The sequence below is a fragment of the Homoserinibacter sp. GY 40078 genome, from assembly GCF_008017545.1.
GTDB lineage: Bacteria > Actinomycetota > Actinomycetes > Actinomycetales > Microbacteriaceae > Homoserinibacter.
The window spans coordinates 260191-280485 of record NZ_VRTZ01000001.1 but is presented as its reverse complement, the minus strand read 5'-3'; the positions used below and the strand labels follow the sequence as shown (position 1 = coordinate 280485).

The following is a 20295-nucleotide window of genomic DNA, read 5'->3' as shown; positions in this document are numbered from 1 at the left end:
CACACGACCTCCGACTACAGCGAGCTCCCGGCGAGACGCATCGAACGACGGAGTTCGGCGACATCGATGTCGCGCAGGTCACGATCCGAGGTGAGCGACAGGATAGCGGCGCGGGCGGCCGCGTGGCCATATTCGAAGCACTGTGCGGTCACGCGCGCGGAGGCGAGCGCCTCGTGCTCCGCACCGAGGCATCGGCCTGCGACGATCACGTCGTCGAGGGTGTCGGGCACGAGGCTGCCGTAGGGCACCTCGTACCAGTCGTCGAGCAGCCAGTGCAGTTTGGGGCGCTCGCCGTCGTGCAGCTCGATCGGCCACGGCGAGCGCACGATCGCATCGTCCCGCTTGCGGCAGGCGACCACGTCGTCGTTCGTGAGGGGCACCTCGGCCACGATACTGCGGGTTTGGCGGATGCCCGCCTCCACGCCCGTGTCGACGACGTAGGCGTCCGCGCATCCGGGGAGCGTCTCGGCCAGAAAGCGGGCGTAGGAACGTACCTGACGGCGCCCGTCGATCTCGGCGATCGTGAAGTCCTCCGGGTCGATCACGTTGAGCACGCGGCCGTCGGCGGCGGCGAGTCGCGTGGCATTGACGAGCAGCTCGGCGGGGCGGGTGGTGCGGAAGATCCACACCTTCTCGCGGGGCAGGTCCGCGCCGCTGCCCCGCGCCTCGTGGATCGCGTCGGTGACCCACGGCGGGCAGATCGTGTCGTCGCCGTAGGAGTCCCAGAACGCGTCCGTGTCGACCCCGCCGAGGCGGAAGAACATCGTGGGGTTCTGGATGCGGCCCCCATCGCCGAAGAAGTAGTCGCCTCCCGCCCGTGCGACCACCGCAGCATCGCCGGATGCGTCGATCGTTCGGCGTGCATGCACGGCCACCCGGCCAGCGTTCGACTCGAGGATCACCCCGCGTACTCGTGATCCGTCCATCACCGTGGTGCTCACAACGGCGTGGTACATCACCCGGACCCCCGCGGAAGTCAGGAGCGCGTCGGCGGTCTCGCGCCACATGAGCGGATCGTGGGCGACCGTCCAGGTCTTGCCGTAGCGCTGCGGAGTCGTGAGTCCGCCGCGGGCATCGAGGGCGCTCCGGAATCGCTCGGTGAACCCTGCGACCACCTGGGTGGGCCCGTCGCCCGCGTCGTCGGTGGCGAGGTAGAGCCCGCAGATCGTGCCGGACATGCCCGCCACGGCGGCACCCCCGGCGAAGCCGTAGCGCTCGACGGCGAGAACGCTCAGACCCTCCTCCGCGGCGACGGTGGCGGCCGCGACTCCGGCCGCGCCGAGACCGACCACCAGCACATCGACCTCTGCCAGCACGGGAACGCCGTGGTCAGGCGGCACGGATGCCTCCACGCGCCAGGTATCGAGGTGCGGCGAGGTGTGGGCGGGCAGCGGCATGGGTTCCTCAGCTTCCGGTGAAGCGCGGCGGGCGCTTGGCGATGAACGCGGCGACGCCCTCCGCGCCGTCGCGGGTCTCGAAGAGGTCGAGCAGCTCGCGGGTCTCGTGTTCGGCCGCCTCGGTCGGCCAGCGTCGCCGCGCATCGCCGCGGATCGCGCGGGTCGCCGCGGCGAGGGCGAGTGGGGCGCGAGCGAGGAGGTCGTCGGCGATCCGGTCGAGCTCGCTGCCGAGTTGCGCAGGCGGCACCGCAGTAGCGGCGATGCCCCAGTCCACGGCTTCGACGGCGCCGATCAGCTCGGCCGTCAGCACGAGGCGTCGAGCTCGCGGCCCGCCGATCGCAGCGGTCAGGCGCTGCGTGCCGCCCCATCCGGGGATGAGACCGAGGCGCGTCTCGGGTAAGCCGAATCGCGCGCGATCCGAGGCGATCACGAGGTCGCACGAGAGGGCGAGCTCGAACCCGCCGCCGAGGCACGGCCCGTCGACCGCTGCGACGGTGACCGCATCGAGGGTCTCGATCGCGCGGCAGAGGTCGCGGGCTCGCCGCGTGAACTCCTCGAGCTCGTCGCGTCGTCCGCGCGGTTCCGCGTAGGAGGTGATGTCCGCCCCGGCGCAGAATGCGTCTCCCGTGCCCGCGATGGTGACGACCCGCGTTCCGTCGGTCCGGGCGCGGTCGATCTCGTACACGAGCGCGTCGAGCATCGTCGGCGAGACCGCGTTGCGCGCCCGCGGGCGGTTGAGCACGAGCGAGAGGCGTCCGCCCGCGCGGTGGACGAGCAGCTCGTCGTCGGCCATCTAGCCGACCGCTCCGGTGGTGTAGAGCCTCTCTCGGGTGGCGTCGTCGTAGCCGAGCTCGGCGAGCACATCGGTCGTGTGCTGTCCGAGTTCGGGCGGGGCAGTGCGGATGCCGGGTCGCACGCCGTCGTACATCACCGGGTGCTTGAGCGTCCGGATGGTGCCCGCGCGCTCGTGCTCGTAGGCGTCGAAGGAGTCGTTGTGGAGCACCTGCGGGTCGACCATGACGTCGTCGTAGTCCTGCACGGGGGCGAACCACATCCGGTGGGCGGTGAAGTGCTCGCCCCACTCCGCGCTCGTGCGGTCGCCCATGTGCTCGGCGACCCTGTCGTTCACGGAGTCGCGCTCGGTGTAGCGATCCGCGGGGTCGACGGTCGCGAACCACGGATCGTCGAAGACCCGCTCGAGCGCGTCGAGCGCCGTCAGCGAGATGCAGAGGAAGCCGTCGGCGGTGGCGAAGACCCCGTACGGCGCCGTGTAGAAGGGTGACGAGACGCCGCTCGACGAACGACTCGAGCCGAACCCGTTGAGGGCGTAGGCGAGAGGCTCGATCTGCAGGTCGAGTGCGGCGTTCAGCAGGTTCGACTCGACGAGGCCGCCGCGGCCCGTGCGCTCGCGCCCGTGCAGGGCCGCGAGGATCCCGAAGGCGCCGAGCACGGCTGCGTGCTGGTCGACGACGCAGGCGCCGACCGGCGTCGGCGGGTCGCCGGCACGCCCGGTCGCCATCGCGAGGCCGGAGAGCGCCTGGATGAGCACGTCCTGCCCCGGGCGGTCACGGTAGGGGCCGTCGGAGCCGTAGCCCGAGAGGGATGCGTAGACGAGCCGCGGGTTCCGCTCGGCAAGCACGTCGTACCCGAGCCCGAGCTTGTCCATCGTCCCCGGGCGGAAGCTCTCGATGAGCACGTCGGCCTCGGCGAGCAGCGCGCGCACCACCTCCACGCCGTCCGGGCTCTTGAGGTCGACGACGATGCTGCGCACATTGCGGTTGCCGAGCGCGAAGAACGGCGAGACTCCCTCGACGAACCGGTCGGGGCCCGTCCAGGTCCTCTCGAACGCACCGCCCCTCGGCTCGACCTTGACGACGTCCGCACCGAGGTCGGCCAGCAGCTGGCTCGCCGACGGTCCCTGCAGGAAGTGGGTGAAGCTGACGACGCGGATGCCGTCGAGCATGCCCGCCATCAGAACACCCCATCGCGGATCTGGAACTTGCTGGGCTTGCCGTAGAGGGGCATCTCGTTCTCCACCCAGTCGGCGACCCAGTCGACCATCCGCTCCACCGGCACGACGGGGTTGCCGAGTTCGGCGGCCGCGCGGTCGCAGTTCACGAGCAGGGCGAGGTCGCTCTCCTCGCCCTCGAAGACCGGCTCGATGCCCCAGCGTTCGCCGAACGACTCGGCAATGCGGCGGACCGACACGTTCTCGGGGCCCCCGATGTTGATCGCGCTGGCCGGGGTCTCGACACGAGTGAGCAAGCGGGCGAAGTGGTTGATCGCATCCCCCTGCCACTGGATGTTGACGTTGCCCGTCGCGAGGGGGATCGGGGTGCGGGTCCGTACCCATCCGGCGATCTCCTGGAGCACCCCGTAGCGCATGTCGATCGCGTAGACGAAGCGCACGATGCGGCCGGGCGTGCCGTGCACGCGCGAGAGGTACTGGAAGGTCCGCTCGCGTCCGACGACCGAGTTGGCGTACTCGCCGCTGCGAGCGAGCGGCGGTGTGTCCTCGGTGGCGCCGCCGCGGCGCGGATCCGTCCACGGGTAGACGTGGATGGTCGAGAGCGCCACGATCCGCGAGGCGCGGAACGCCTCGCCCACGTACGACGGCACGAGTGTGTTCATCGCCCACAGGAAGTCCTCGCGACCGCGGAAGTCGAACTTGAGGCCCGCCATGTAGATCACGTTCGGCAGCTTCGGCAACGCCTCCACCTGCTCGCGGTCGAGCAGGTCGGCGGTGATCGCCTCGACCCCCGCCTCCTCGAGGCGTTCGCGCACCCCCTCCTCGGTGAAGCGCGCGACTCCGACGACGCGCTTGTCCGGGGCGGCGCGCTTCAGCATCCGGGCGAGGCCCACGCCCATCTTGCCGGCGACGCCGAGCACGATGATGTCGCCGTCGAGCGTCGCGAGTTCGCGCACCGTCTCGGGAGTCGGGCGCGACATGAACTCGTCGAGCTCGTCGAGCGTCGCGAAGCGCTCCGGGAGGGTGTCGAAGGTGAGCAGGTCAGTGGATGTCATGGTGTCCTGTCTGGTGCGGCGAAGGTGGTCAGGCGAGCCAGCGCTCGAGGCCGGCGGCCACGAACTCGTCGTCGGTGAGGTCGGGGTGCTCGCGGATCACACGGTCGATCTCGTCGAGCTGGCCGGGCGACAGCGTCTCGTCGGGGTCGAGGCACCAGGTGCCGGCGAACAGCCCCTGGCGCCGAAGCACTTCGTGGCATCCCGGGATGCACCCTGCGAAGGCGTTGCGGGCGTCGTAGACGGCCCCGTTCGCGTCGGTCACGGCGGAGTCGAGCGCGAGGAGGTCGGCGGGCACCGCGGCATCGTCGGGCACTGCCCGGATGCGGGCGAACTGCTCGACGGCGCGCTTCGTCCAGACGCTCCAGTGCCCGAGCAGCCCGCCGCGGATGCGCACCGTCACCTGCTCGCCGTCCCGGGGGATGCGGAAGGGTTGCAGCAGGTCGAGCACGATGTGGTCGTCGTTGCCGGTGTAGAGGGTGATCCGCTCCTCGGCCCGCGCGTCGACCACGCCCCCCACGATGTCGAGGGTGCGGTAGCGGTCGAAGGGTGCGAGCTTGATTCCGACGACGCTCGGGAGCGACGCGAGTTCGCGCCAGAAGGCACGGGAGAGGTGAAAGCCGCCGACCTCGGGCAGGAGCGCGAAGCCCATGACGGGCATGACCTCGCCGACGGCGCTCACGTGCGCGACGATGTCGGACTCGGGCCGGCCCCGCCAGGCGGCGACGTTCACGAGGGCGGAGGTGTATCCGAGCCCCGCGGCGGTCTCGGCTTCGTCGATCGCCTGGGCCGTGTCTCCCGTCACGCCCGCGACGAGCGCGACGGGGCGCGCGGTCCACGCTCGGGTCGTCTCTGCGGCGAGGCGCAGCACGTCGGCGTACATGCCGGCCGCGCGGATGCCGAACTGAGTGGTGTGCACACCGACGGCGATGCCGCCGACCCCGGCGTCGAGGTAGTAGCGGGTGAGCGCGCGTTGGCGCCGCTCGTCGATGCGGAGATCCTCGGTCAACGAGAGCACGTGTGCCGGGATCACGGTGCCGCTACGGAGCACGTCGAGCGGAGTCTCCGGGGTGGTAGTCGTCATCGACATGCCCTTTCGTCCTGGCTATCGAACCAGATCACGATCGAATGCGCAACCGATTGTGCATCAATGGAAACGTGGGACCGATGCGTGGTGCGTCGGCCTCAGGCGAGCGCGGCGGCGGTGCTCGGGGTGAGGGGTGTGAGCGACGCGGGCTCAGGGAGCGGGGTCAGCCCGAACGGGGCATCGACGATCGAGCCGATCGCGAGTGCGCCGCCCGCGATCAGCAGCCGCGGCGCCCCCGTCTCGGTGCTGAACGCGTCCGGATGGGCGCGCACGGTGCGATCGGCGAGGGTCGGGTCGATCGGGGCGAAGCGGGCGAAGTACAGGTGGCCGTTCCGCTCGATGTGCGAGAGCCCCATTGCCGATGCAACCGCCAGATCCTGCGCGACGGTGAGCGGCGGGATGGTGCTCAGATCCTCGGCCGTGAGCACCGCCGGTCGCCCCGGGCGGTCGCGATGCGCCACGAGCGCCGCGTTCGCGAGCCCCCGGAACACGCCCTTGCATCCCTTATAGGTGCCGCCCGCGTACCCGAGGTCCATCGCTCGGCGCACCGTGTCCATCCGGTCGTCGGACTCGTCGATGATCACCGGCGCCAGCGAGCCGACCTCCGTGAGGGCCGCCTCGGCCTCCTCGCCGAGCGCGACGTCACGGTACATCGGCTGCTCCACGGCGTCGAGGCGCGCCCGGAGCGCATCCGCGACGGGGCTCGAGAAGAGCCCGCGCATCCAGCTGCTCAGGTGCTCGGCGGTGCGCATCGACTCGTTGCCGTCGATCGTGAACCGAGGGTCGACGCCCAGCCGGTCGCACAGCTCGAGCAGCCCCGCGACGCGGGCGAGGTCGGCCTCCACGTCGCCCACCGTCTTGAGCTTGAAGCGGGTGACGCCCCAGGTGCGGATCGCCGACTCCACGCTCACCGGCAGACCGTCGCCCGGGTCGTCCACGACCTCGGCATCGGTGAGCGGGTCGGCGAGGCCCACCGTGTGGCGCACCGCGATCCGCCGCACCCGATGCGCCCGGAACGGGGGCGCGCCCGCGAGCTCGGGGTGGATCTCGGCCGCGGAGAATCCGAGTACACCGCGGTCGAGCGCATCGGCGAACGCGATCCCACCACTGCGGCAGACGGCGTCGATCACGGCGCGCTCCACGAGCGCGACTCCGAGCCCGGCGACGAGCCCCGACACCTGTGCCGCCTCGGCCCAGACCTCCTGATCGCGGTCGAGCTCGCGGACGAGAGCGAAGGCGTGCGCCGCCTCCCGACCGCGCACCGAGTCCACGGCGGCGAGAATCGAGCGCGACAGGATCGCCACCTCGTCGGCGAACGGCAGCGCGGCGTCCTTCACGAACCACTTCGGCGGCAGATGCTCGCTCGCCCAGCCGTCGGCCGATCCTGTCTCGGTCTCGATCCGCACACGCACGAGCACGTGGGGAGCACGGGTCATCTCGGCGATCCCATAGCGGAACGGGATGCGCGTCTCGACGCCCATCACGCTCGCAGACGCGTCGGCGACCTTCAGCATGGTGCGGGCTCCTTCCGCTCGTCCCCGAGCGTAGACAGGTGGGCGGATGCGGGGCTCGTCATGGGCGCCCGTACCGTGCGAGCGCGGCGGCCAGCACACTGAACCCCTCGACCAACTGGCCCTCGTAGCCGCTGGGTGTGCCGTCGGCCATCCGCCAGTCGCGTCCGCTGCCGACCCCGCCGAACGAGCTGTCGTCGGCGATCGTCGCGCAGAGTTCGACCAGCACGCGCTCGGCGTCATGGTGCATGCCGCAGCGGTCGAACGCCTCGACGAGCACCCGTGCTCCGTGGTGGGAGTAGCCGCCCTGCTGGTAGCTGCCCATCGGCAACCCGAACACGACGCCTCCGATGTCGTCCTCCGGGATCCGTGTCAGGTTCAGCGGGATCCCGTTCCGCAGGTCGTCGAGCCCGGTGGCGTCCCAGGCGTCGCGGAGGGCGGTCATGATCTCGCGGGCGCGGTCCACGGGTACGGCGTCGCTCGCGCAGGCCTGCGCCACCACGAGCGAGAAGCCGTGGTCGTGCAGGGCCCCGTCGGCGGACCGCCACCCGCCGATGAGCCCCGTGGCGGGGTTGAAGAAGGTCGGCAGGTAGGCCGAGATGAGGGCGTCGCGTGCATGCGCGATCCGGTCGGCGCGTTCGTGCTCTCCGTGGCGGCGAAGCAGCGGCTCCCACTCGGTCCACACCACGCACAGCACGGCGTTCGCCCAGGCGTCCTTCCATCCGAACGAGATCACGTCGGCCCACGCCGTGCTCCACTGGTGCTCGCCCGCGACGCCACGACGGATGGTCGACTCGACCAGACCGTCGCCATCGACGTCGCGCGCAAGCATCTCGTCGAGTTCGCGCAGCACGCGCTCGCGGTTGCGGTCGAACCACGCGTCGTCCTCCGACGCGGCGAGGTACCGCCCCATCGCCAGCAGGGTGTTCCCCGCCATGTGCACGTACTCGTCCTCCAGGCGGTGCGCACCGTGCGAGGTGGCGCCGGAGCCGTAGCTGGGGGCGCCGTCGAGCCAGCGCTGCAGCGAATCCCCGACCCAGGCGAGCGGACGCAGCCCCTCGCGCTGGTCGAGCTCGCGCGCGATCGATGAGACATCGGCGAGCGAGGTCGTGCAGTGCATGGACGCGCCGTTGTTGGAGTAGGTGGCCGTGTCGGCCCGGAACGGCAGTGCGGTGAGGGTGTGGCGTTCGAGCGCGCGGCGAACCGCATCCGGCGTCTCCGGTGCGAGCCGGGCGAGGGTCGGTGTCGCGACGCGAAGCGTCACCTCGGCGCGGTGCACGCCGGCGGGCAGCAGGTAGTCGCCGAACCCTGTGGGTTGCTCGCCGAGCTTCAGCTCGAGCGTGTTGGTGTCGAGGGGGCGCACGGAGTCGCTGCGCCAGAGCACACCGTCCCCTCCGCTCAGCTCGAACGTGCCGTACCGCGGGTGGTGCCAGGTGACCGGGCCCGCGAGCAAGCCGGTCTCGCCGGTGAACGTCGGATCGCCGAGGGCGCACGAGGGAGTGATGCGGTTGTCGAGCGCGATGTGCCACGCCGAGCTCTGCCACGCGCGTCGGTCGACGGCTCCGTGCCGTTCGGCGGCCAGTTCGATGCGGTCGGCATGCACCGTGAACTCGAGCACGTAGCGCTGGTGCGCGCCCGGGATCTCGAGGTCGTATCGCACGGTCGACCCGCGAACCTCCGTGCGGCCCCGGTACCCACGGTGCAGGAACCCCATCGGCAGGGCCCCGTCGGTGCCGGCGAATCGCGGACCCTGGGTGAGGTACTCGGCGTTCTGGTCACGCAGCACGGGATAGACCCCGGAGGGGTAGACGCCCGATCTCACGATGTCCATTGAGCGGGGCAGCTGCAGGAGGTTGGTCTCGACGCGTCCGTCGCCGTTCTGGTCGACCGAGAGGTGTGACCAGGCCGGGCTCTTCAGCCGGAAGCCCACCGCGAGGTGGTCGCTGCGGAACACGACATCGGTGGCGCCGACCGTCGCGACCACCCCGGGCGAAGCGCCCGTCGGGTCCACTTCGCCGACGTCGAGCCACCCGTCGGGACCGGGCGTCCAGCTGCGGTCCAGATCGCCGCTGAGCTCCAGCCCGGCGGATGCGAGGTTCCAGCCGGGCCACCAGCCGTCGGTGGCAGCGCGGCGCACTTCGGCGACGAGGGAGGTTCCGACGAGCCCTCCGAGGTCGAGCCGCGCGCCGCCGTCGTCGAGCTCGCCGGCGCTCGTGCGGATCCGGGCGACCTCACTCCAGCCGTCGCGCTCTCCGCGCGAGACCACGACATCGAGGGCGGCGTCGCGCTCCTGGCCGCTCGCGCACTTGTGGTAGCCGGGGCCCCATCCGAGGTGGAGGCCGCGGAACGTGGCAGGCGTGCTCGTGAAGATCGCGCGCTGGTGGACGATGCGACGGGCCGGGGCGGTCGTCTCATCCCGCAGTGGCGCCGTCCAGAGCGAGCGCGTCGCGAGCCGTACCGCGGCGGCGGGCTCGGACTCCCATTCGGGCGTCGCGAGCGGGTGACGGAACAGATTCGCCATGGATCCCCTTCGATCATGCAAAATCGATTGCGCAGTCGATGATACGGGGATTCGGCGCGTTGTCCAGGGGCTCGTCCCGTACGACGAGAGATTCCGGCATGCGCCGCGCCGAGCGAGCGCGTACTCCCGTCCGCCCGGCTGCGCGAACGTCGCGAACACGCAAATCAGGTACCCGCCGCACTTAATCTCGGCCGGATCGCGCTTGCGTGCTCGCTCGGGGCGTTCGGATGGTCGGGGCCGAATCGAAGGAGGGGCAGCGTGGAACATCGACTGGACGAGGTGCGCACGGAGGTGTTACGGCGCAATCCGGGTGAACCCGAGTTTCATCAGGCCGTCACCGAGGTGTTCGCCTCGCTCGCGCCGGTGGTCGCCGAGCATCCGCACTACCTCGAGGCCGGGGTGATCGAGCGCATCTGCGAGCCGGAGCGGCAGATCATCTTCCGGGTGCCGTGGACGGACGACGCGGGGCGGGTGCGCATCAACCGCGGATTCCGTGTGCAGTTCAACTCGGCGCTCGGCCCGTACAAGGGCGGCCTTCGCTTCCACCCCGCCGTCTCCCTCGGCACGGTGAAGTTCCTCGGCTTCGAGCAGATCTTCAAGAACGCCCTCACGGGCATGCCGCTCGGCGGTGCGAAGGGCGGCAGCGACTTCGACCCGAAGGGACGCTCGGATGCGGAGGTGATGCGGTTCTGCCAGTCGTTCATGACCGAGGCGCACCGCTACATCGGCGAGCACACCGATGTGCCGGCGGGCGACATCGGCGTCGGCCGACGCGAGATCGGCTACCTGTTCGGGCAGTACACGCGCATCGTCGACCGCCACGAGTCCGGAGCGATCACGGGCAAGGGGCTCAGCTGGGGCGGCTCGCTCGTGCGGAATGAGGCGACCGGCTACGGGCTCGTCTACTTCGTGCGGCGGATGCTCGAGCGGCACGGGCGTGATCTCGACGGCGCCCGAGTGCTCGTCTCCGGCAGCGGCAACGTGGCGATCGCGGCGGCGGAGCGCGTGGCCTCGCTCGGGGCGATCGTCGTGGGAATGTCCGACAGCACGGGGGCCCTCGCGACGCCGGATGGCATCGACATCACCCGTGTCCGCGAGCTGAAGGAGGAGCGCCGGACGACCCTCACCGGATACGACGTGCCGGGTGCGCGGTTCGTGTCCGGCGCCACGGCGTGGGAGCTGGCGCGCGAGCTGCGCGTGGATGTCGCGCTACCGTGCGCGACGCAGAACGAGCTCGATGCGGATGCCGCCCGCCTGCTCGTCACCGCAGGCACGACAGTCGTCGCCGAGGGCGCGAACATGCCGTGCACTCCGGAGGCTGTTCGTCTGCTCCGCGAGGCGGGCGTGCTGTTCGCCCCCGGCAAGGCGGCGAACGCGGGCGGCGTCGCCACCTCGGCGCTCGAGATGCAGCAGAACGCCTCGCGCGATTCGTGGAGCTTCGAGCACACCGACTCGCGCCTCGCCGAGATCATGGACGACATCCACGACCGCTGCCTCGAGACCTCGATCGCGTACGGTGCCGCCGGGGACTACGCACTGGGAGCGAACATCGCGGGCTTCACGCGGGTCGCAGATGCGATGCTCGCGCTCGGGGTGATCTGAACGCGGAGCGCGGGTCGTCGTCAGGCGGCGGCGACGCCGCGCTTCTCGAGCGAGTCCTCGACGATCGTCAGCCCCTCGAGCCCCGGGAGCTTCGCGATGTGCGAGTCGACGTCGCGCACGAGCTTGCGGCCCTCGGCGCCCCCGAAGAGATGGTTCATCACGTGGGTGACCTCGGCGTCATCCTGCACCCCGGAGCCCACTGGACCCCAGAAGCGCGACAGCGCGAACCGCGCGAGCTTCTGCGCCTTCTTCGAGTCCTTCAGGCGGTCGCGAGCCTGCGAGGCGTAGAAGGCTACGTGGCGGGTCTCCTGGCGGGCGATCCGCTTCAGCAGCTCCGCGAGCACCGGGTGCCCCTCGAGCTCGGCCATGCGCAGGTAGGCGGCGTTCGCCGACCATTCGTTGGCCGCGCCCCACGCCATGTGCACGGCGACGAAGTCGTTGCCGACGAGCCCGCCCATGACCGACTGCTTGATCGGGTCGAGGCGGTCCTTCCAGCCGAGCTTCAGGCGCGTCGCCTTCAGCTGGTCGAAGTCGACCGTGATGCCGTGCTTCGCGAGCACCGCGGCGAGAGCCTCGCCGTGCCAGAACTCCTCGCGATTCCACATCGTCATGAAGGCGCCCACCTCGGGCTCCTTGTGCGAGGGCGTCGTCAGCAGATCACGCAGGTAGCAGACCGTGTGGTACTCGATGTCGCACATGTACCGCAGCGTGCGCAGGCTCTCGGGCGGCAGTGGATCCGTGTCGAAGGTGTCGAAGTCGAGGTCGCCCCACGCGACCGCATCCGAGTTCGCCGTGTACTTGTCGATGTCGAATGCCATATGTGACCGGGCGGCGTCAGCGCGTGCCGTCCGCTCCTTCCTCACGGGTTGCGGGTGCGGTGCCTCTCGTCATCAAAGCACGATTGGCTGAACGGGACCCGCTCTTCCAGGTGTCGATCCGCCAACGTCTGCGTCCGGCCTCGCGGGCCAGCCGGCTGTCGGGGTTCACCGCGTGCGGGTGTCCGAGCAGTTCGAGCCACACGAGGTCGGCGTGGCTGTCGCCGTAGCCGTAGGAGGCGCCGAGGTCGTATCCGCCGCGGTCGGCGTATTGCCGCAGCCAGTTGGCGCGGGCTTCATCCACGAGCGGAGGCCGGGAGAGGTAGCCCGTCAGCTGGCCGTCCTTCACGTGCATCTCGCTCGCGACCACCTCGTCGAAGGCAGCCGCGACGGGTTCGGTGAGGGTGCCGATCGATCCGGTCACGAGCACCGTCCGGTGGCCTGCCGCACGGTGAGCCGCGGCCCGTTCGAGGGCGGCCGTCGCGGTGTGGCCGAGCATGGTGTCCGCGTATCCGCCCCCGACGATGCGCGAGAGGCGGTCGGCGGTCATGCCCTCGTAGCGGCGCAGGAACGTGCGGATGAACTCGCCCCGGTCGCGGCGCTCGGCCCGCAGGTAGCCGGGCAGCTGGGCGAGGATCGAGGCGACGGATGCGGGCCACGCCGCCCAGCCGAAACCGGAGGAGCGCACCCACAGGTACTGCTCGACGAGGTTCGTGTCGACCACGGTGCCCTCGAGGTCGAAGACGGCCACCACATCCGTGCGCTCGGGCAGTTGCTTGGCCGGGCGACCCTCGGTGCTGGTGGCCTCGGGGCGGCGCGAGAATGCGCGCGTGAGGGTCGTGATCGCGGGGAAGTGCACCTTCTGCAGGTAGTCCTCCCAGTCGATCGCGGTCACGTCGAATCCACGATCCGCACGCACCTTCGCCGGGAGCGCCGCATGGAGCGCGCGGGCATTGGTGTCGTCGAAGATGATCTCGGTCTGCACGTAGGCCCGGTACAGCTCAGAGAAGTTCTCGAGCGTCTCCAGGTCGCTGCGCTTCGTGCCGAGCTCGGCGAGCTGCGCGCGTGTCTTCGTGGTGGAGGGCAGACGGGTGAGCCACCGCTCGCGGCGCTCCAGACGTGCCCGCGACCGGCGCAGCGCCCGCTCCACCTTGCGTCCACCCGGGAACCGCCAGGTCGGCACGCGCACGTGCCCGTCGCCCGGGGTCGGCATGGGGTTCGCCGTGAAGTACTCGTTGACGTTCTCGAACATCCGATGGAACGGGAGCGGGTTCGAGGCACCGGATGCGATGTGGAAGTACTCGGGCTCGCTCTTCGGCGGGTTCGCGGCGGCGGCGAGGATCGCGTTGACGACATGGTCGACGGGGATGATGTCGAGCACGCTGTCGGGGAGCCCCGGGAACTCCGGCAGCAGGCCGCGACCGTAGGCGAGGATGAGCGGATCGGCGACCTTGAACCCGTCGATCCATCCCGGGAACGGGTGCTGCAGCGCCGACTCGATGATCGCGGGGCGCACCACCGAGAGCGATCCGCCGGTTCCGGCCCACAGCTCCTCGGCCGCTCGCTCGGCGAACGCCTTCGTGAGCGTGTAGACGTCGGTCCAGCCGAGCGACTCGGCGCGTGTGCGTCCGGCGTCGACGAGCGTGCGCGTGACCCAGTCGATGCGCGCCTGCTCGCTTGCACGGGCGACGGCCTGCGGGCCCTCCTTGCCGTGCACGGCGCGCGCGCGATCCATGAACTCGCGCAGCTGCGCGGGCTGACGCGAATGCAGCTCGACGCGCTCCCGGGCCGACTTCGCGGCCGCGTACTCGGCGCGCCAATCGATCTCGTGGCCGAGCCGCGCCTCCGGCACGACGCCCTTGCGCAGGCCGCCCACGTAGCAGGTCGACACGTGCACGACGTGCGGCGTCGATCCGGATGCGCGCAGCGCCTCGTAGAGCCCGATCGCCCCGCCCACGTTGGTGTCGAACGCCTGGTCGATGGGCGGGTCGAACGACACGGTCGAGGCCGAGTGGATCACGACGTCGATGTCGTCGGGAAGCGGGGGCACCGATCCGAGTCCGCCTTCGACGACGCGGATGCGCTCGCGCACCGCCGCCTCCACCCCCTCGTCGCCGACGGCTTCCCGCCACGAGCGGAAGACGGGCTTGCGCAGCAGGGTGCGCACGCGATCCTCCCCGGCGGCAGAGCCCTTTGTGCGCACGAGCAGCGTCACCCGGGTTCCGGGGTGGGTCGACAGCAGGCGCTCGAGCACGGCCTGCCCGACGAACCCGGTGCCGCCCGTGAGGAAGACGTGGGCGTCGCCGAGGTCGGTCTTCGCGCGCTTCGGGGTCACGGGACGAGCCTCGCCGTGACGGTGGCACCGGATGCGGCTCCGAGACCCGGCAGGGCGGCGAGACGCTCGCCGATCCGGGCGGCCGCGGCGCGGCCCTCCGCGTCGCCGAACACGAAGCTCTCGAAGAAGCTGCGGTCGGCTGCGGGGATCTCGACCGCGCCGATCGGCCACGCGGCCTGGCCGATCGCCTTCCGCGCGAGCTTCACGGCGCGAGCCGACTGCGCGAGCCGGCGCTCCGCCTCCTCCGCGAGGAAGGTCACGTGGCGGTCCTTGAGACCCACGAGCCGATCCGCAAGCCCGGAGAGCACCGAGGCGGCGCTACCGAGTCTGCGGTAGGCGACCTGGCTGATCCACTCGTCGACGAGTCCCGTCGTCATGTGCGCCGCGACGAGCTGCGTTCCGGCGATATTGCCCGCGATCGCCCGCAGGATCGGACCCCGACGCTCGGCGCGTTCGGCACCGGTGCGCCGCAGCGGGCCGCTGAGCGGAGCCGGATCGGCATCGACCGCCTCGAGAACGGCGTCGAGCGCGTCGGCGATCCAGAACTTCTCGAACGCCCACGTGGTGAGGAACGCCGTGACGCGGGCGTCCTTGTGGGTGGCGGTGACGAGCAGGTTGCGCATCCGGTTGAGGGTCGCGCGTTCGAGGTCGCGGAGCACGCGGATCAGGTGCACCACGTCGTCACCGAGACCCGACGAGGCGATCGCCGCCTGGTCGACCTCGGCGCGGTGGCTGGCCTGGGCCGTCCGCGCGAACTCCCGCACGTCGAACGGGGCGGTATCCGTCGCTTCTGGCGGGGTCATCGGGGTGGTGAGCCTTCCTGATCGGGCACGCGCAGGCGGGAGGCGCGCCCCGGATGACCGTATCGTAAGCCACATGCCCATCGCTCTCGTCACCGGCGGAACAGCCGGCATCGGCGCCGCCTTCGCCCGCGCTCTCGCCGCCCGTGGGTACGACCTCGTGCTCGTGGCGCGCACGTCCTCGCGTCTGGAGGAGTTCGGAGCCGGTCTGCGATCGGATGGGTGCGAGGTCGAGCTGATCACCGCCGACCTCGGCGACCCCGCCGACGTCGACCGCGTGGCCGCGCGCCTTGCCGACACCGCGCGCCCCATCGACCTGCTCGTGAACAATGCCGGCTACGGCATGAAGTCGCGCATCTCGGATCCGGATATCGCCGAGGCAGACGACGCCATCGCGGTGATGATGCGTGCGCCCCTCGTGCTCTCCGCGGCGGTCGTGCCCGGGATGCGCGAGCGTGGTACCGGCGCGATCGTGAACGTCGCGAGCATCGCCGGGTACCTCTCGATGGGGCTCTACTCGGCGATCAAGGCGTGGATGCGGGTCTACAGCGAGAGCCTCTCCAACGCGCTGCAGGGCACAGGCGTGACGGTGACGGCGCTGCTACCCGGATGGGTGCACACCGAGTTCCACGACCGTGCCGAGATCCGCAAGTCCTCGATCCCCTCGTGGCTCTGGCTCGACGCGAACGACTTGGTGGCGTCGTGCCTGCGGGATGTGGACCGCGGTCGCGCGATCTCGGTGCCGAGCGTGCGGTACCGCTTCCTCGGGTGGTGGCTGCGCCACCTACCCCCGCGCACCATCCGCTGGGTCTCCCGCAAGATCTCGAGCTCCCGCCACCGCGACTGACGCGCGCCGCGTCTCGCGCCCCGCCGCTCCGGAGGTCGTCCCCGCCGAACAGCGGCGGTACGTCGCCCGCACGGCATGCGTCGGGACTAGCCTGAATCCATGGTGGACAGCAGCGCAGCCCCTCAGCGTCGCCGCGACCGATTCACCTCGAAGACGCAGGCCGCCGCGCGGTTCGTCGCACAGCGGGGAATCCTGAAGCCCGTGGCATGGTCGACCGTCAAGGTCACGGTCGTCGGAGCCCGCGAGCTTCGGGACGTGCCGAAGGCGTTCGTGGTGGTGGCGAACCACTCCAGCCATCTCGACGCACCTCTCATCCTGGGTGCGTTGCCGCGGCGCCTCGCGCGGTATCTCGCCGCGGGTGCCGCCGCCGACTACTTCTTCGATGTGTGGTGGCGGCGCGGACTCACCGCCCTCTTCTTCAACGCGTTCCCCGTCGATCGCAGCGGGTCGAACCCCCGCAGCATCTCCGCCCGGAGCCTCCTCGACCGCGGCGTACCGCTGCTCGTCTTCCCCGAGGGCACGCGTTCGCGCACGGGACGGATGGGGCGCTTCAAGCCCGGTGCCGCCGCCCTCGCCATCGCATCCGCGGTTCCCTGCCTGCCGGTCGCGCTCGTGGGGGCCGGCATCGCGCACCCTCGCGGCAGCAGCTGGCCGAAGCCCGGTCGCCTGCCCGTCGGCGTCGTCTTCGGAGCGCCGATGATGGCCACGGCGGGGGAGACGGCGGCCGAGTTCACCGAGCGTCTCCGAGCCGAGATCGTGCGGCTGCACGACACCTATGCACCCCGTATTCTGAGCCCGTCGCGCGGCTCCGCGCCCGTGGCCGCCGACCCGTCGCCCGAAGGAGAGACACCGTGACCGCTGTCGAGCACATGAAGTGGTGGGGATGGGGCGTGGAGGGCGTCGGCTTCCACCACGAGGACAAGCCCGCGTTCGCCCCGTTCGTGCTGAACGCCGTCGGCCTCGACCTCTCCACGGCGACGCGTGCCGAGCAGCCGGTCTTTGACGAGCTCAACCTCGCACCGAGCGCTGCGCGCGCCGAGTTCACGGCGGCGCTCGCCGGGATCGTCGGCGAGGACCACGTGTCGACCGACGACATGGATCGCGTGGTGCACACCTACGGCAAGAGCCTGCGCGATCTCGTGCGCATCCGCTCCAACCTCATCGCGCGTGCTGTCGACGTGGTCGTCTACCCTGCCGACGAGGCGGAGGTGCAGAAGGTCGTCGACGCGGCCGTCGCCGAGGATGCCGTGCTCATCCCGTTCGGCGGGGGCAGCAACATCGCGGGCAGCCTCGAGCCGCACGCCGACGAGACCCGCACCGTGGTCTCGCTCGATATGGGCCGCATGAACCGCGTGCTCGACATCGACGTCGAGTCGGGTCTCGCGCGCATCGGGGCGGGCGCGCTCGGACCGCATCTCGAGGAGCAGCTCGCCGCGGAGGGCTGGACGATCGGCCACTTCCCCGACAGCTTCACCCACTCGACGATCGGCGGCTGGGCGGCGACGCGCTCCTCCGGCATGCAGTCGGACAAGTACGGCGACATCGCGCAGATCGTCCGCGGCCTGCGCGTGGTGCGCCCCTCGCACGACGACCGCGACGGTGTGCTCGTGATCCCGGCGATCCCGTCGGCATCGACCGGGCCGAGCGTCCGCGAGATGATCGTCGGCTCCGAGGGCCGCCTCGGCGTCATCACGGAGGTCACGGCCCAGGTGCACCGCGTGGCCGAGGTGCGCGAGATCCAGGCCTACTTCTTCCCCAACTGGTCGGCGGGCCTCGCGGCCATGCAGGCGATCTCGGAGTCGGATGCGAGCCCGATCATCACGCGCGTCTCCGACTCGCGCGAGACTGGCTTCTCGATGGCGACGAGCAAGGAGCGCCACGGCATCGACGCGCTGCTCGCTGAGCGAGTTCTGCCGACGCTCATGCGTCGCAAGGGCTGGAACCTCGAGGACATCTGCCTCTCGTTCATCGGATTCGAGGGCGGCGCCGACCACGTCAAGCGGCAGAAGAAGCTCGTGGGCGCGATCGTGAAGGCGCACGGCGGCATGGGTGTCGGCACCGGGCCGGGCGTGCTCTACGACCAGAAGAAGTTCGACACCCCGTACCTGCGCGACTTCCTGCTCGACATGGGTGCCGCGGGCGACGTGTCGGAGACGGCCGCGCCGTGGTCGAAGCTCGCGGGGCTCTACGACGGTGTCGTCACCGCCGCGAACCGCGCCTACGACGAGATCGGCGCAAAGGGGTGGATCATGTGCCACCTCTCGCACTCGTATCACTCGGGGGCGTGCCTCTACTTCACCTTCGCGTTCGTCTTCGGTGACGACCCGATCGGCGAGTACGACGTCGTGAAGTCGGCGATCCAGCAGGCGTTCGTCGACAACGGCGGCACGATCTCGCACCACCACGGCGTGGGGCTCGAGCACTCCCCGTGGATCGAGCAGGACATCTCGGCCGAGGGCGTCGCGGTGATGCGCGGACTGTTCCAGGCCGTCGATCCGGGCGCGAACTTCAACCCCGGCAAGGTGGTTCCGGTCGACCGCGTGCGCGTCGACGGATGAGCGAACTGCACGTCGCTCCCGAGGTCGCCGCAGCGCTCGAGGAGCAGCGCCCCGTGGTGGCGCTCGAGTCCACGATCATCAGCCACGGCCTTCCGCGCCCGCGCAACCATGAGGCGGCGATCGAGTTCGAGGAGATCCTGCGCGAGCGTGGAGTGACTCCCGCGACGGTGGCGGTGCTCGACGGCGTGCCGCATGTCGGCCTGGATGCCGAGGGGGTGCGCCGCATCGCCGAGGAGGATCTCGCCAAGGCATCCGTGCGCGACCTGCCGATCCTCGCCGCACTCGGCCGATCGGGCGCGACGACCGTCGCCGCGACGGCGCACCTCGCGTCGCTCGCCGGGGTGCGCGTGTTCGCCACCGGCGGGCTCGGCGGGGTGCATCGCGGGGCGTCCGAGACGTTCGACGAGTCGGCCGATCTGCCGATCCTCGCCGAGACCCCGATCACGGTCGTCAGCGCCGGGGTCAAGAGCGTGCTCGACATCGCCGCGACGCTCGAGCGCCTCGAGACCCTCTCCGTGCCGGTCATCGGATACGGCACGAGCGCGTTCCCCGCGTTCTGGCTGCGGGAATCCGGATACGAGCTCGACTGGAAGGTCGACACCGCCGATGAGGTGGCCGCGGTGATGGCCGCGCGCGATGCGCTCGGCTCGCGCACCGGGATCGTGCTCGCGAATCCGGTCCCCGCCGAGCAGCAGTGGGATCCGGCCGAGCATGACCGCGTGCTCGAGTCCGCGTTCGCAGCGGCGGATGCGGCGGGGGTGCGCGGCAAAGCGGTGACCCCGTTCCTGCTGGGCTACATCGTCGACGCGTCGGGCGGGCGCAGCCTCGAGGTGAACCTCGACCTCGCCCGCAACAACGTGCGAGTCGCGGCCGAGGTCGCGACAGCCTGGTCGCGCATCTCGTCGCGATGACGTCCCGGCGGATCGTCCTGGTCGGCGACGTCATCAACGACATCGTCGCCGTGCCGCGGATCCCGGTGCGCCCCGACACCGACACGCCCGCCAGCATCCGGCCGCGGCCCGGTGGCTCCGCGGCGAACTCGGCGGCGTGGCTCGGCTCGCTGGGGGCCGATGTCGCCTTCGTCGGAGCCGTCGGCGCGCACGACGCCGCGATCCACGAGCGCATCTTCCGCGAGGCCGGGGTCGAGCCGCACCTGCAGGTGGAGGATGGCATCCCGACCGGCACGATCATCATCGTGGTCGACGGGGAGGTGCGGTCGATGCTCACCGAGCGTGGGGCGAACGCCGCGTTGCGACTCGACGCCATCCCGGCGGCTCTGCTCGACGACACGGCGGTGCTGCACGTGAGCGGCTACTCGATCCTGGATGGCTTCGGGGCCGACACGACGCGCGAACTGTTCGCGACAGCCGCCGCCGCGGGCGTGCAGGTGTCGGTCAATCCGGCCTCGACCGGGTACCTCTCCGACTTCGGGGTGGATTCCTTCCTCGACGCGGTGGCGGGCGCCACGTTGCTCTTCCCGAACCTCGCGGAGGCGCGGCTGCTCTCGGGCGAGCACGAACCGGAGGCCGCGGCGCGGGCGCTCGCGACGAGGCATCCGGTGGTGGCGATGACTCTCGGGTCGGAGGGCGTGATGGTCGCGGCAGACGGCGGCGCACCGGTTCGGGTGCCCGCGCCGGTCGCGCGGATGGTCGACCCGACGGGTGCGGGCGACGCCTTCACGGCGGGGTTCCTCGACGCGTGGGTGCGGGGCGCGACCGCCGTCGAGGCGGCCGAAGCGGGCGTGCAGGTCGCGGCACGCGCGGTCATGGTGATCGGCGGGCGCCCGCCCATCTGAGCGTTG

16 protein-coding genes are annotated in these 20295 nt (G+C 71.0%); 6 read left to right on the top strand and 10 right to left on the bottom strand.

Annotated elements, in window-relative coordinates; translation table 11 throughout:
* Positions 1 to 14: 14 nt before the first annotated feature.
* The 7 genes from FVQ89_RS01375 to FVQ89_RS01345 all read right to left on the bottom strand — a co-directional run bounded on the left by FVQ89_RS01375 (position 15) and on the right by FVQ89_RS01345 (position 9537).
* Entirely contained in the window at positions 15 to 1397 is a 1383-nt protein-coding gene (locus FVQ89_RS01375; protein ID WP_147900138.1) for an FAD-dependent oxidoreductase, read from the bottom strand.
* Between the two features lie 7 nt (positions 1398 to 1404).
* The gene (locus tag FVQ89_RS01370) at positions 1405 to 2190 is read right to left on the bottom strand and encodes an enoyl-CoA hydratase/isomerase family protein (protein WP_147900137.1); all 786 of its coding nucleotides are present in this window, start codon (positions 2188 to 2190) and stop codon (positions 1405 to 1407) included.
* Entirely contained in the window at positions 2191 to 3369 is a 1179-nt protein-coding gene (locus tag FVQ89_RS01365; RefSeq protein ID WP_255513345.1) for a CaiB/BaiF CoA-transferase family protein, read from the bottom strand. It lies immediately after the preceding gene.
* The gene (locus FVQ89_RS01360) at positions 3369 to 4421 is read right to left on the bottom strand and encodes an NAD(P)-dependent oxidoreductase (protein WP_147900136.1); all 1053 of its coding nucleotides are present in this window, start codon (positions 4419 to 4421) and stop codon (positions 3369 to 3371) included. Before FVQ89_RS01360 ends, FVQ89_RS01365 begins: the two co-directional genes overlap by 1 nt.
* Positions 4422 to 4449: 28 nt before the next feature.
* Entirely contained in the window at positions 4450 to 5502 is a 1053-nt protein-coding gene (locus tag FVQ89_RS01355) for a dihydrodipicolinate synthase family protein (protein ID WP_255513344.1), read from the bottom strand.
* 101 nt (positions 5503 to 5603) lie between these two features.
* Positions 5604 to 7019, bottom strand: coding sequence for a hypothetical protein (locus FVQ89_RS01350; protein WP_147900134.1), 1416 nt, complete (start codon positions 7017 to 7019; stop codon positions 5604 to 5606).
* A 58-nt stretch (positions 7020 to 7077) separates the two neighbouring features.
* The gene (locus FVQ89_RS01345; RefSeq protein WP_147900133.1) at positions 7078 to 9537 is read right to left on the bottom strand and encodes a hypothetical protein; all 2460 of its coding nucleotides are present in this window, start codon (positions 9535 to 9537) and stop codon (positions 7078 to 7080) included.
* 258 nt (positions 9538 to 9795) lie between these two features.
* On the opposite strand from FVQ89_RS01345, the gene gdhA reads away from it, so the two are divergent.
* Positions 9796 to 11139, top strand: coding sequence for an NADP-specific glutamate dehydrogenase (gene gdhA / locus FVQ89_RS01340; RefSeq protein ID WP_147900132.1), 1344 nt, complete (start codon positions 9796 to 9798; stop codon positions 11137 to 11139).
* Positions 11140 to 11159: 20 nt separating this feature from the next.
* Here gdhA and FVQ89_RS01335 read toward each other — a convergent pair whose 3' ends face one another.
* Genes FVQ89_RS01335 through FVQ89_RS01325 form a run of 3 tightly spaced genes read right to left on the bottom strand, consistent with a single transcriptional unit; the run spans position 11160 to position 15092 of the window.
* Complete coding sequence (locus tag FVQ89_RS01335) at positions 11160 to 11957, bottom strand: ferritin-like domain-containing protein (protein ID WP_147900131.1); 798 nt, start codon at positions 11955 to 11957, stop codon at positions 11160 to 11162.
* A 16-nt stretch (positions 11958 to 11973) separates the two neighbouring features.
* The gene (locus tag FVQ89_RS01330; protein WP_147900130.1) at positions 11974 to 14289 is read right to left on the bottom strand and encodes an SDR family oxidoreductase; all 2316 of its coding nucleotides are present in this window, start codon (positions 14287 to 14289) and stop codon (positions 11974 to 11976) included.
* Positions 14286 to 15092 (bottom strand): hypothetical protein, encoded by an 807-nt coding sequence (locus FVQ89_RS01325; protein WP_147900129.1) that lies wholly within the window; start codon positions 15090 to 15092, stop codon positions 14286 to 14288. Before FVQ89_RS01325 ends, FVQ89_RS01330 begins: the two co-directional genes overlap by 4 nt.
* Positions 15093 to 15165: 73 nt before the next feature.
* On the opposite strand from FVQ89_RS01325, the gene FVQ89_RS01320 reads away from it, so the two are divergent.
* The 5 genes from FVQ89_RS01320 (at position 15166) to FVQ89_RS01300 (ending at position 20289) form a co-directional block, all read left to right on the top strand.
* Complete coding sequence (locus FVQ89_RS01320; RefSeq protein ID WP_147900128.1) at positions 15166 to 15936, top strand: SDR family oxidoreductase; 771 nt, start codon at positions 15166 to 15168, stop codon at positions 15934 to 15936.
* A gap of 99 nt (positions 15937 to 16035) precedes the next feature.
* Positions 16036 to 16791 (top strand): 1-acyl-sn-glycerol-3-phosphate acyltransferase, encoded by a 756-nt coding sequence (locus FVQ89_RS01315; RefSeq protein WP_147900127.1) that lies wholly within the window; start codon positions 16036 to 16038, stop codon positions 16789 to 16791.
* Complete coding sequence (locus FVQ89_RS01310) at positions 16788 to 18494, top strand: FAD-binding oxidoreductase (protein ID WP_222706021.1); 1707 nt, start codon at positions 16788 to 16790, stop codon at positions 18492 to 18494. Before FVQ89_RS01315 ends, FVQ89_RS01310 begins: the two co-directional genes overlap by 4 nt.
* Positions 18491 to 19405 carry a pseudouridine-5'-phosphate glycosidase gene (locus FVQ89_RS01305; protein ID WP_147900126.1) on the top strand — a complete coding sequence of 305 codons (915 nt, stop codon included), beginning with the start codon at positions 18491 to 18493 and terminating at the stop codon, positions 19403 to 19405. The genes FVQ89_RS01310 and FVQ89_RS01305 overlap by 4 nt, the downstream gene beginning before the upstream one ends.
* Positions 19402 to 20289 carry a carbohydrate kinase family protein gene (locus tag FVQ89_RS01300; protein WP_147900125.1) on the top strand — a complete coding sequence of 296 codons (888 nt, stop codon included), beginning with the start codon at positions 19402 to 19404 and terminating at the stop codon, positions 20287 to 20289. The genes FVQ89_RS01305 and FVQ89_RS01300 overlap by 4 nt, the downstream gene beginning before the upstream one ends.
* Positions 20290 to 20295 lie beyond the last annotated feature (6 nt).